The organism is Trueperaceae bacterium, assembly GCA_036381595.1.
In the GTDB taxonomy this organism is placed as follows: Bacteria; Deinococcota; Deinococci; order Deinococcales; family Trueperaceae; genus DASVCN01.
Genome location: DASVCN010000039.1, coordinates 23592 through 36019, shown reverse-complemented (window position 1 = coordinate 36019; position 12428 = coordinate 23592). Strand labels below are relative to the sequence as shown.

The 12428-nt window shown below is 66.1% G+C and carries 10 protein-coding genes and 1 riboswitch; of the genes, 5 read left to right on the top strand and 5 right to left on the bottom strand.

What is annotated here, in order from left to right:
* The first annotated feature begins 29 nt into the window (after positions 1 to 29).
* The 3 genes from VF168_13110 to VF168_13100 all read left to right on the top strand — a co-directional run bounded on the left by VF168_13110 (position 30) and on the right by VF168_13100 (position 2228).
* Positions 30 to 515 carry a hypothetical protein gene (locus VF168_13110; GenBank protein ID HEX7005118.1) on the top strand — a complete coding sequence of 162 codons (486 nt, stop codon included), beginning with the start codon at positions 30 to 32 and terminating at the stop codon, positions 513 to 515.
* A 2-nt stretch (positions 516 to 517) separates the two neighbouring features.
* Positions 518 to 1207 (top strand): class I SAM-dependent methyltransferase, encoded by a 690-nt coding sequence (locus tag VF168_13105; protein ID HEX7005117.1) that lies wholly within the window; start codon positions 518 to 520, stop codon positions 1205 to 1207.
* A 160-nt stretch (positions 1208 to 1367) separates the two neighbouring features.
* Positions 1368 to 2228 (top strand): sulfurtransferase, encoded by an 861-nt coding sequence (locus tag VF168_13100; protein ID HEX7005116.1) that lies wholly within the window; start codon positions 1368 to 1370, stop codon positions 2226 to 2228.
* Positions 2229 to 2273: 45 nt separating this feature from the next.
* Here the strand turns inward: VF168_13100 and VF168_13095 are convergent, their stop codons facing one another.
* The 3 genes from VF168_13095 to VF168_13085 are packed head-to-tail and all read right to left on the bottom strand — an operon-like array spanning position 2274 to position 5591.
* Positions 2274 to 3008: a thiamine diphosphokinase gene (locus tag VF168_13095; GenBank protein ID HEX7005115.1), complete on the bottom strand. Its 735-nt coding sequence runs from the start codon at positions 3006 to 3008 to the stop codon at positions 2274 to 2276.
* A 31-nt stretch (positions 3009 to 3039) separates the two neighbouring features.
* Positions 3040 to 4023 (bottom strand): ABC transporter ATP-binding protein, encoded by a 984-nt coding sequence (locus tag VF168_13090; protein HEX7005114.1) that lies wholly within the window; start codon positions 4021 to 4023, stop codon positions 3040 to 3042.
* On the bottom strand, positions 4020 to 5591 hold the full coding sequence (locus tag VF168_13085) for an ABC transporter permease subunit (protein HEX7005113.1): 1572 nt from the start codon (positions 5589 to 5591) through the stop codon (positions 4020 to 4022). Before VF168_13085 ends, VF168_13090 begins: the two co-directional genes overlap by 4 nt.
* Positions 5592 to 5896: 305 nt before the next feature.
* On the opposite strand from VF168_13085, the gene VF168_13080 reads away from it, so the two are divergent.
* On the top strand, positions 5897 to 7747 hold the full coding sequence (locus tag VF168_13080) for an ABC transporter ATP-binding protein (protein HEX7005112.1): 1851 nt from the start codon (positions 5897 to 5899) through the stop codon (positions 7745 to 7747).
* Entirely contained in the window at positions 7744 to 9546 is a 1803-nt protein-coding gene (locus VF168_13075) for an ABC transporter ATP-binding protein (GenBank protein HEX7005111.1), read from the top strand. The genes VF168_13080 and VF168_13075 overlap by 4 nt, the downstream gene beginning before the upstream one ends.
* Before the next feature lie 426 nt (positions 9547 to 9972).
* Here the strand turns inward: VF168_13075 and VF168_13070 are convergent, their stop codons facing one another.
* Both VF168_13070 and VF168_13065 read right to left on the bottom strand, forming a co-directional pair.
* On the bottom strand, positions 9973 to 11025 hold the full coding sequence (locus VF168_13070; GenBank protein HEX7005110.1) for a thiamine ABC transporter substrate-binding protein: 1053 nt from the start codon (positions 11023 to 11025) through the stop codon (positions 9973 to 9975).
* A gap of 66 nt (positions 11026 to 11091) precedes the next feature.
* A riboswitch (TPP riboswitch) is annotated at positions 11092 to 11195 on the bottom strand.
* A gap of 27 nt (positions 11196 to 11222) precedes the next feature.
* The gene (locus VF168_13065; protein HEX7005109.1) at positions 11223 to 12428 is read right to left on the bottom strand and encodes an MFS transporter; all 1206 of its coding nucleotides are present in this window, start codon (positions 12426 to 12428) and stop codon (positions 11223 to 11225) included.

Below are 12428 nucleotides of genomic sequence, written 5' to 3'. Positions count from 1 at the left end.
CCGATCTCGAGCGCAGGGGCCGCGAGCAGTTGGAGCGACTGCTCGAGAGGTACGACCTGGACCGATGGATCTACACTCGCGAGGTCATCATCCGTTCGTTCGTCGTACCCCACAGCCATCCGGTACTCACCCTGAACACGCGACAGCTCGACGATGACGACGGTCTCCTCGGGACCTTCTTGCACGAGCAGTTCCACTGGTTCGAATCGTCCCGACGCGAGTTCGCCGAGCAGGCGATAGCAGAGTTCCGGAGAATCTACCCGGAGGTGCCTGTCGGCGGAACCGAGGGCGCGACGAACGAGCGGAGCAGCTACCTCCACCTGATCATCTGCACGCTCGAGTTCGACGCGCTCGCGCAGTTGCTGGGCCGAGACCGAGCGACGAGGGTGGTGTGCGCCAGGCCCTACTATCGTTGGGTCTACAGACGCGTCACCGAAGACGAGGCGAAGATCAAGCCGGTGCTCGAGCGGCACAGCCTCTCCCTGGAGCACGCAACGAAGGCCGAGGACTGCTGAACGTGAGTCGGGACTTCGACCACGTCGGATGGTACGACCGCGTCGCCGAGCGCTTCGGCGGGTACACCCAGACCTGGTCGTCGGTCGTCGAGGGCAGGTCCGGAGAGGATGCGTTCGTCGAGTTGCTCCACAGCCGGCTCGAGCCACATATGCACGTACTCGACGCAGGCTGCGGTAGCGGCGAGTTCACCTTGGAGGTCTCCCGACATTCAGCCAGGGTTACCGGCTTCGACTTCGCGGCGAAGATGATCGCGGCGGCCGATGAGAACGCAGCCCGCTCCGGTACGAACAAGGTGCGGTTCGAACATGCCGACACCCGTGATCTACCGTTCGGAGCCGAGAGTTTCGACCTCATCTACTCTCGGCGCGGACCTACCAGCATCCTCCTGCACCCCGAGCTACTGCGGCCTGGCGGCTGGATGATCGGTGTTCACAGCGAAAGACGCGATGTCGTCGAAGAGCGACTGGCATCGAGCGGTCTCCTGGAAGCGCGAGTCGATGAGTTCGAGGCCAGGGAGGTCTTCGACTCGGCCTTCGACTTCGCAGCTTTCTGGTCGCGCATGCCCGGCCACCCTGACTATCTGGCGCCGGAACACCGGCCCGCGCTGGCCTCGCTGATGGAGAAGTACGCTGACGGCGACCGGTTATGCGTTCAGCACTATCGCTTCGTATGGCAAGGCAGGAGAGGCTAGCCCCTAGCCGACTCTCGTGACGTCGTGACGGTTTCAGAGTCGAGTTAGTGCACCCGGTAAGAACCATCATGTTTCGCACTCTGTTGAGATAGTTGACAAATTGTGTCAACATCCCAGCTATCGCATCAGTACTCGGGTGCGCCGAAGAAGAGGAGAGATCATGGAATATGCCCGTCCAGACGTGCTCGTGTCCACCGACTGGGTCGAGCAGCACCTGCACGATCCCAACGTCCGGATCGCAGAAGTAGATGAGGACATCAGCCTCTACAAGCAGGGACATATCCCTGGCGCGGTGATCCTCAACTGGCACACGGAACTCCAGCGTGGTGACATCCGTGACTTCATCGATGCGCAGGCGTTCGCGAAGCTGATGGAGGATAAGGGGATCAGCAACGACACGACCGTGGTCCTGTACGGCGACAAGTCGAACTGGTGGGCGGCGTACGCCTTCTGGTTCTTCAAGTACAACGGGCACGAGGACGTAAGGCTGATGAACGGCGCGAGGCAGAAGTGGGCCGACGAAGGCCGCGAGCTGGTGACAGAGACGCCGGACCACGCGCCCGGCAAGTACGCGGTGCCCTACCGTGACGAGTCGATCCGCGCCTACGTCGCCGACGTGCTGCAACACCTGCTGCAGGTACGTGACGGGAAGGGCGCCCTCGTCGACGTCCGCAGCCCCGCAGAGTTCAGCGGCGAGAAGGTCGCCATGCCCGAGTACCCCCAGGAGGGGGCGCTCAGAGGCGGACACATCCCGGGCGCGAAGAACATACCCTGGTCGCAGGCCGCCAACCCCGACGGTACCTTCAGGAGCAAGGAGGAGCTGGAGAAGCTATATGCGCCACAGGGGGTCACTGCCGAGAAGGAGGTGGTCACCTACTGCCGCATCGCCGAGCGGAGCAGCCACTCATGGTTCGTCCTCAAGTACCTGCTCGGCTACCCCAACGTCCGTAACTACGACGGTTCCTGGACCGAGTGGGGGAACATGGTGGGCGTGCCGATCGAGCAGGGGACCGTCAGCTGAGGAACCAAGGCTCCGGGGCTGAAGCGAAGTCGGTCAGCGCTCCGATCACTCGAGGCTGCGTTCCACCAGCAGGGCGACCAGGCCGGTCCTGACCTCGAGCCGGGGACCGCCTCGCGCCCTGTTCGCCACCCCGAGGCCCACTCCGAACGGTAGGCGGACATCATCGAGGCGGTACTCGGCGCCGTCCACGCTGCACCGCGACTCCTCCAGCGCCAGCAGGCTGAACACGGTCGCGTCAGGCAACTCGAGCGACAGGGCAGAGCCTCCTGGTACCACGTACCCGTCCCGCGCGCCATCGTGCAGCGAGATGCGGACTCCGGCTCGTGACAAGCGAGCGCAGATGAGCAGGGCCGCCAGGGACTGGTCGAAGCGTGAGCCGAAGGCGCCCAGCACCAGAAGCTCCTCTGCCCCGCGTTCCAGCGCCATGTCTATGGCCAGCTCAAGGTCGAGTCGGTCCTTGTCGACAGGGTGCTGGTGGCGAGGCAGGTCCGGAAAGCTGGCCAACACCTCCTTCGTCACCGAATCGAAGTCTCCTACCACCAGGGCGGGTGCGAGGCCGAGAGGTTCGGCGTGGCGGAGGCCTGAGTCTGCCGCGATCACGAGCCGACTCCCCTCCAGCAGTTCGAGCAGGTACGGCGTCACGACGACGTCACCGCCCGCCAGCACTACCGCCTTCACACGGGCCCCCGGTCCGGCTGCCGATACACCGGCTGCCAACTCGCCGGCTGCCGACAAGCCGCCTGCCCACACTCTGGCTGCCCACACTCCGGCTGCCAACACGCCGGCTCACGATCCGAGCCGTTCGCCCTGCTCATCCTGACTCCAACGGAACCAGCGCCTGGGCCGGCACCTCGAGACCCACCTCGTCTCCCCTCCCGATGCCGGTCGGCAGCTCGCGCTCGAAACCCTGCCACTCCACCCTCACTCCCCAGGCGGGGACGAAGAGCACCACTCTCAGAAGGTGTGTTGCCCGTTCGATCGCCTCCACCTGCCCATTCAGGTCGGCCTCGCCCAGCGGGACCAGGCGCACCAGATCGTCACGGAGCAGTAGGGGCGCCTCGGTCATCTCGCCCGCGAGGAACACGTTCCGGTAGCCCAGGAAGCGAGCCGTCCAAACGTCCCTCGGACTCCGCAGAAGTTCCGCCGAAGGCGCCTGCTGCGCTACCCGCCCCGCTCTCATCACGGCAACCCGTGGCGCCACCATGAAAGCCTCCTCCTGATCGTGGGTGACGTAGACGGCCGTGATTCCCAGCTCGTCGAGCAGCGACCGCAACTCGCGCTGGAGGCCGCCGCGAAGGTCGGGATCGAGGTTCGAGAGCGGTTCATCGAGCAGCAGGAGGGACGGTTCGCCGGCCAGCGCCCGGGCCAGCGCCACCCGCTGCTGCTGGCCCCCGGACAACTCGTACACCTTCCGGGCCCCCAGGCCGGGGAGGCTGACCAGATCGAGGAGCTCCCCCACCCTCCTGTTCACCCGGTCACGGGGCCAGCCTGCTTCGACCAGACCGAAGCCGACGTTCCCGGCAACGTCCAGGTGGGGGAAGAGGGCGAAGTCCTGGAACACCATCCCCGTATCGCGCCGTTGCGGAGGTAACCGGGTCACGTCGCTCCCGCCCATGCTCACGCTGCCGGAGTCCGGCTTCTCGAGGCCCGCTACCAGGCGCAGCAGCGTGCTCTTGCCGCAACCGGATGGTCCGAGGAGAGCGAGCCTCTCGCCCTCGGTCAACTCCAGTGAAACCCCGTCAACGGCGATAACATCACCGAACTTCTTGGTGAGCTCACTGAGCCGCAGGCTCACAGCTCGCCCTGGCCGGAGCGGTCGAGGATCAGCATGGATGCGGCCGTGACCAGCATGAGGAGCAACGAGAGGGAAAGAGCGGCGGAATAACTGGAGGCGCCGGGCCTGCCCAGCCGGTCGTAGATGGCTACGGGGATGGTGGCGAACTCCGGGCGGGTGATGACCAGGGTCGCCCCGAACTCTCCCATGGAGACGGCGAAGGCGAAGGCCGCTGCCGAAGAGAGGGCGGGCCTCAGGAGCGGCAGATCGAGTTTCCTCAGCCTCGACCAGGCGCCGGCGCCGAGTGTCGCGGCCGCCTCGCTCCAGGCCGCCGGAAGCGCGCGCAGTGCCGGCAGAAGTGCTCGGGCGACGAAGGGGAAGGCGACCAGCGTGTGGGCGAGAAGCAGCCCCCAGGCGCTCGTGGCGAGCTGGGGGAAGGCGATGAGGAAGCCGAAGCCGAGGCTCACGGCACTGGTCGCCAACGGCAGCAGACTGGCCTCGTCGAGCCAGCGCCAGCCACCCCTGACCACGGCGAACGCGAAGGCGAAGCCGACCAGGAGCGAGAGGAACGTGGTGCCCACAGCGAACATCAGCGAGTTGCCAACGGCTTCGCCGGCCCCGGTGAAGGTAACCGTGAGAGGCGCCTCCAGCAACGCCCGGAACCCAGCCAGACTGGGTCGATCGTGCCCGGGTGGCCAGACCGCCTGCGCCGCCAGCGTGAGCAGGGGGGCGAGGAGCAGCAGTGCAGACACCAGCAGCTGTAGCGCCAGCAGCGGCCTGGTGAGGCCCTCGGGTCGGGGCAAGGGACGTCCCGAGCCCGACAGGCGCACGGCCAGGCGACGCTGCACGAGCACGTAGAAGCGGCTCACCAGCGCCACAAGCAGGAGTTGGGCCAGCACCAGGACTGCGGCGGCGTCGAGCCGCAGGAGCCGGGAGGTCAGCCGATAGATCTCGACCTCGACCGTCGGAAGGTTCGGTGCCAGGATCAGGATGACTCCGAACGAGGTGAAGGTGAAGATGAAGACCAGTGACGCCGCGGCGGCGAGGGCCGGCAACGCCAGGGGCAGCTCCACCCTCAGGGTCGTGCGCCAAGCGCCCGCGCCGAGGACCGAGGCTGCCTCACGCAGCCGCGGCGCGGCCGCCTCCAGGTAGGTGCCGACGATCCGCACGACTACCGGGAAGTTGTAGAAGACGTGCGCCAGCAGGATGATGGCCAGCGTTCCCCGCAAGTCGAGGCCCAGTAGCCCTCGCGGGCCCACCAGTGCCAGGAAGCCTACCGCCGCGACTACCGTCGGCATGACGAAAGGGACCGTGAATGCGCTTCGCAGCAGCTTCTTGCCGCGGAACGAGTAGCGGCCGAAGAGGAGTGCTGCCGGCAGACCCAACAGGAGGGTGAGCGCGGTCGACAGGAGTGCCTGGCCGAGGGTGAAGCCGAAACGCCCCCAGTAGTAGGGGTTCGAGGCGATATCCAGGAGGGCCCCCTGCCCGGCACTCCGCCACAGGATCGTCGCCAGCGGGTAGCCGAAGAAGAGGACCAGGAAGAGGGTGGCGAAGAGCCCTAGCCAGTGCGCCGGTCTTCGGTCGAGCATCGCCACCGAGTGTAACCGCGCAACCAAATCGCGCTATTGACACCGGTGCGGCCCGCGGCTAATGTTATGGCCGGTAGCGACGGTCCGACCGTTGCGGAAGCGGAGCAGGGATGGCAGTACTCACCATCTTCGACGATTCCCCTGATCGGGAGGAGTCTGCCTGCCCGTAGCCTAGCCCTGTTCAGCTAGCCCTTACGACCGTGGGTGACTCTCGAAGCGCTCACGGTCTTTTCGTGGACCCCACGGACCCGGTGAGCATCGAAGCAGATCGGTAGAAGTACGACACGGTTACCGGGCAGGAGAAGATGACGCTCACCAATCGCTACATCGAAGCCGAAAGTCACGAGCCGCCGGGCACCCTCGCCACCATCGCCCGCTACCTGCGGCCCCAGGCCGGCAAGGCGCTCCTCATGGCGACGCTGCTCCTCGCCGGGATCGCCCTGCAACTCACCATCCCCCAGATCCTGCGCCTGTTCATCGACGGCGCCATGGAGGGAGTGGCTACCGCGCGGCTGCAGCAGATGGCGCTGCTCTTCCTCGCTATCGCACTGGGACACCAGTTGCTCGCGGCCGTAGCCACGTACGTCGCAGCAGACGTCGGCTGGACGGCTACCAACCAGCTTCGCGGCGAGCTGGCCGGGCATGTGCTCGGCCTCGACATGTCGTTCCACACCTCGAGAACACCGGGGGAGATGATCGAACGGATCGATGGTGACATCACCGCTCTCTCGAACTTCTTCAGCCAGTTCTCGGTGCGTGTTTTCGGTGGTCTGCTCCTGCTAGTCGGCATCCTTGCCCTGCTCTGGGTCGAGAACCCGTGGGTGGGTCTCGCCCTCACGATTTTCACCCTGCTCGAGTTGGGCGTGCTGAGCTGGACCCGCAGAGTAGGCGTGCCCGCGTCGATCGCCGAACGAGAGGTGAACGCGAGACTGTTCGGTTTCATCGAGGAGCGCCTCGGGGGCATCGAGGATCTGCGGGCCAACGGAGCCGGGTCCCACTCCATCCACCGCTTCGGCTCGATCATGCGCGACTTCTACCAGGGCACGCGAAGGGCCTGGATCATGCGTTCGGTCGTCTGGCTCAGCTCCTATGGCCTGTTCGTCGCCGCCAGCGCGGTTCTGCTCGCAGCGGCGATACTGCTCGTCTCCAGCGGTCGCGTGTCGCTGGGCACCGGTTACATGATCTTCCAGTACCTGCTCATGTTGCAGACGCCTATCGATCAGATCACCCAGCAGATGCAGGAGTTGCAGAAGGCGGCTGCCAGTACCGGCCGGGTGCGCGACCTGCTCGAACTCCGACCGACCCCCGTGCCCCGGGAGGGCCGGCTGCTCCCGGCGGGCCCGCTGAGCGTGGAGTTCGACGACGTCTCCTTCGGCTACGGGGGCGCGGGCGAGGCCGATGCCGAGGCCGTCACCCTGAGCGAGGTGTCCTTCTACCTGCCGGCCGGCAAGGTGTTGGGGCTGCTCGGCAGGACCGGCAGCGGCAAGACGACCATGACGCGGCTGCTGTTCCGCCTCTACGCATCGACATCGGGAACCGTGCGACTGGGTGGCGTCGACCTTGCAGAAGCCGATACGGACTCGCTCCGGGCGCGGGTGGGACTGGTGACGCAGGAGGTGCAACTGTTCCAGGCGAGCGTGCGCGACAACCTCACCTTCTTCCGCCCTGAACACGGCGATGCCGAGCTCGTCCGGTTGCTGCATGAACTGGGCCTGGGACGTTGGTACGACGCGTTGCCGCAAGGGCTGGACACCCGGCTGAGCGCCGGCGGTGCGAACCTCTCGGCAGGTGAGGCGCAACTGCTGGCTTTCGCCCGCGTCTTCCTCGAGGATCCGGGTCTGGTGGTCCTCGACGAGCCTTCCTCACGCCTCGATCCGGCAACTGAGCGGCAGCTCGAACTGGTGGTGGACCGGCTCCTGGGCGGTCGGACGGGCATCCTGATCGCCCACCGCCTGGAGACGGTCGAACGAGCCGATTACATCCTCGTGCTGGGTGAAGGCAAAGTGCTCGAGTTCGGCCCCAGGGAGGAGCTGGCGGCACGAAACGACGGTCACTACGCAAGGATGCTGAGTACCACCCGAACTCCCGTGGCGGGCGGTCCCGGCGGCGGTCTGTCGAGCGTGACCCAGCCGGTGGAGAGGGGGCGACTCGGATGAGCCAGCCAAAGCCACTCGAGCTGACCATCCGGCTGGTACGCCACCGGAGGCTCCTGTTCGTGGGAACGTGCCTGCTCTGGGCCCTGATCCACGTCCTTCCTGTGCTCTACGGGGTATTCGTCAAGGCGCTGTTCGACGCGCTTTCCGGCGCCGGAGCGGCCGGCCAGAGTGCCTGGAGCTACCTCGCCCTTGCCCTCGCCGTAGATGTCGCCCGGCTGGGGTTGCTTGGCGGCGGGATAGTCGCGTGGTGCACCTACTGGATCGAGACGACCCTGCTGCTGCGCCGCAACCTGCTCGATCACCTGCTGAACGCTCCGGGTTCGCGCCGTCTGCCCGATTCTCCGGGCGAGGCGATCAGCCGCTTCCGGGATGACGTGAACGACATCGCCGAGTATGTCGAGAGCTGGGTCGACTTCTGGGGTCTGGCTGCCTTCGCCGCCTTTGCCCTGGTCGTGATGATGGCCATCGACCCGCTCATGACCACGCTCGTGTGCGTGCCGCTGCTGCTCACCTTCTTCCTGACCGGGCTGCTGAGGCCGCGCATCCGCCGTGTCCGCAAGGCGATGCGTGAGAGTACGGGCCGGGTGACCGACTTCATCGGCGAGATGACGGGTGGAGTCCAGGCGCTCAAGGTCGCCGGCGCCGAAGGTTCGGCGCTGGCGCACTTCGACGCGCTGAACAGCCGTCGCCGCAAGGCCGCCCTCGAAGACACCTTGATCACCGAGATCTTCCGCTCGGTGACCGACAACATGGTGAACATCGCCACCGGCATCATCCTGTTGCTGGCCGCTGGGGCTCTGAAGGAGGGCAGCTTCAGCGTGGGGGACTTCGCGCTCTTCGTCGCCTACCTGCCCCGCCTGACCGGGGTGATGTCGTTCATCGGCGCGATGCTGGTGCAGCACAAGCGAACCGGGATCGCGTTCGAACGTCTGGAGCGGTTGATGCAGGACGCAGAAAGCTCGGTGGCCGTGGCCGACCTGGACCTCCACCTCAGCGGTCCGTTGCCGGCCTACGTCGATGTTCGCCCGGAGCCGCTCCCACTACGGAAACTGACCGTGGACCGCCTCTCCTACCGGCATCCCGACGGAGCCCTCGGGATCGACGAGGTGTCGTTCGAGCTCGAGCGCGGAGCTTTCACGGTCGTGACGGGTCCGGTGGGTTCGGGCAAGTCGACGCTCATCCGGGCCCTGCTGGGGCTGTTGCCTGCGACGTCCGGGACCGTGAGTTGGAACGGTGTGAAGGTCGAAGATCCGGCCACCTTCTTCGTACCGCCACGGAGCGCCTACACGCCTCAGGTTCCCCGGCTCTTCAGCGACTCGCTGCGCGAGAACCTGCTCCTCGGCTCTACGAGCGATCCGCTTGCCGTAGAGGAGGCGCTGAACCTGGCGGTTCTGCGTGAGGACGTCGCCAGGCTCGAGCGTGGGCTCGACACCCCTGTCGGCAGCCGTGGTGTGAAGCTGTCGGGCGGTCAGGTCCAGCGCAGCGCCGCCGCCCGCATGTTCCTCCGGGATGCCGACCTGCTCGTCTTCGACGACCTCTCGAGCGCCCTGGACGTGCAAACCGAAGCGCTCCTCTGGGAACGCCTGGGCCAACGCGGCGAGGTGACCTGCCTGGTGGTTTCGCACCGGCCGGCCGCCTTGGCACGGGCGGATCGGATCCTCCTGATGGACGGGGGCCGGCTAGTCGAACAGGGCGCCCTCGCGGATCTGCTTGCCGGCTCGGCCCTGTTCCTGAGCCTGCTGCATCGTTCAGATGAGAGCAGGGAGGTGGGGGAAACGCTGTCACAGACGGCAGTGTGACGGGCGGCACAGTGTTCCGCCGCTCCTGACGCTGGAATTACATGTGCCCGCTCTCATTGGTGTATAACAGTGCCTTGGCAGGGGAGCCATGATGATGATGAGCATTCTCAGGCGAATCAAGGAAAGATTGTTCGGCAACGATGGACGGGCGAAGAACCGCTCCATCAAGCGCGAGTGCGCCACCCTCAGGCGCTGGTCGGAACGCGGTCAGGGCGACCGCTTCAACGTCTGAAACTCCTCCCACCGCGATAGACCGTAGACGGTCCACGGCACCCCGTGGACCGTTTTCACTTCCCGCAACATTCGCAACCTGCCGCACCTGGGCCGCCCAAGCGTACCTGTGCGTCGACGTCCGCGTCGGTGCCGACGTCTTCCTACGCCTCAGCGTCTTCCCGACCCCTCAGGCTACCTGCCACACCCCTCAGGCTACCGGCGCGCCTGCTCGGGCTCGAGGCCCTGGGAAACGACCCGGGTCCACTGCCCCAACCACTGCTCGAGCCCCTCGGCTATCCGCTGAGGCGAAAGCTCGGCGATCTGCTCATCGCCGGGTACCGGGGCGAAACGCTCGAACTCCTCGGGGAGCGGCACGTCGCTACGAACGGGATAGACGAACATCACCCCCGGTATCGCCTCCTGCACTTCTCTGCTCAACAGGAAGTCGATGAACTGCTCCGCCTCCTCGCGCTGATCCGTGCCGCTGAGGATGCCGGCTGCTTCCACCTGCCGGTACACGCACTCCCGACAGAAGAGATTGGCAGTGGGCGCCTCCTCCAGCGGCTCCTCTGCGAACATCACCTCGGCCGCCGGGCTACTGGCGTAGGAGAGGACGACCGGCCGGTCGCCGCCGTAGCGGCTGAAGGCGGTGTAGTAGGCATCCGACCAGCCACTCGTCACCAGCACATCGTTATCGCGCAGTGCCGCCCAGAACTCCAGCCAGCCGCTCTCGCCGTACCTTTCGATGGTAGTGAGCATGAACGCGAGGCCCGGGGAGGAGGTGGCAGGGTCCATGACCGCGGTGAGCCCGCGGTACTCGGGTTCGAGGAGATCGTCGAGGTCGTCCGGCGGTGCGAGCCCCTCGCGCTCGAACCATTCCAGATCGATGTTGAAGTTCACGAAGCCGACGTCCACCGGCGTAACCCGGTGCTCGGCATCGAACACGAACGCCTCGGGGACCGCATCTAGCAGCGGGCTCCGGTAAGGTTCGAACAAGTCGGCCTCGAGGGCTCGGGCGAGGAGGCTGTTGTCGACCCCGAAGAGTACGTCGGCGATCGGCCTGGCGCGGGTGAGGATTGACCTGTTCACCACCTCGCCCGCATCGCCGGCTGGAAGGAACTCCACTTCGATGCCGGTCCGTTCGGTGAACTCCTCCAACAGTCCTGCTGGCAGGTCGAACGATTCGTGGGTGAGGACTCTGAGCGGTTGGGCGAACGCGGGCGCCAGCGTTAGCAGGGCCGCGAGAACCAAAGCTGTCGATCTCATCTCTCGGACCTTTCCGTCACCGGGCATGTTCGTCCCGACGACGGGTCAGCGAAGCGCATACTCTGGGATTTCGAGACATCACGCTTCCTACGCCCGTACTAACGGGATCAGGTACTAGGGTCTGATCTCAGCTCCGCACGCGAACCGCCGGAGCACCCCTGGTGACGGAGCCAAGCTACCGCTGTTGCCCGCCGGTGTCAATGAGCCCGCTCGCGGGTGGCGCTCGACACCGCCTCGGCTTCCCGTCTTCGCTCTCGAGTGCGCGGCAACCAGGTAGCTCCGACGATGAGGGTGAGCAGGTAGATGATGGAACCGGCGATGAAGGCGGAACGGTAGCCGAAGAGGCTCGCCACCCCCACCCCGACCAGCGGCGCGACCGCTCGCGATGCCGACATGACCGAATTGTCGAGGCCGAAGGCGCTGCCCACGTTACTCTGAGTGCTGTAACCCGTCAGGAGCGCCGAGATCGAGGGCATCACTCCGCCGATGGCTGCTCCGCTCAGTGCGTTCAACACCAACAGCTGCCATGGGTGGTGTACCAGGGACATGGGGATGTAGGCGAGGGCGGCGACGAGAGCCGACCAGACGAGCACCCGCTTGTGACCGATGCGGTCGCCCAGGTTCCCGAGGTAGATAGCACTGAGGGTACCGGTCGCCGACGAGATGCCGATCACCAGCCCGATCACCGTGCTCACGCCTTCGGAACCGACCATTATCAGCGGGATGAAAAGTGGCAGTACCGGTACCAGCAGGCCGCGTCCCAGCGTGGCGGTGAAGCGAGTTGCGTAGGCGACGGCCACGCCGTGCGTTGCCAGGATCGATCCCCAGTCCCCCAGCACGCCCTTGCCGGAACGCTGGGCCGGTTCGAACTCCTCGTGAACGCCGAAGGTAACGAGGAACCCGCCGATGGTCAGCAGGACCGCGGTGACGACGAACGCCACCCTGAAGCCGTAGAGGTCGGCCAGGATTCCTCCCAGTACCGGTCCGACGGCGACGCCGCTCCAGAGGGCAGTCTGCAGTACCCCCATCGCGTAGCCGGAACGCTCACGAGGGGTGATCGACGCGATGAGGGCGTTGGCCGCCGCTCCGGTCCCGGTGATGAGGCCCTGTACCGCCCTCAGCAGGGTCAGCTCTTCGGCGCTGCGGGCGAAGCCCATCAGCAGGATGATCACGGCGCCGCCGAACATCGCCCGCACGACCATCGGCTTCCTGCCCCAGCGATCGGCCAGCGCTCCCCATAGTGGGGATGCGACCATCATGGTGAGCGCCTGCGCGCTGAAAACCGCGCCCGCCCAGAACACGAGGCTGGTGCCGGTACTCGAGCCCAGGGCGTTCACGAAGTTCGGTAGGAAGGGGAAGATCATCGAGAACCCGATTGCGGTGAGCAACTGGGAGACGCTCAA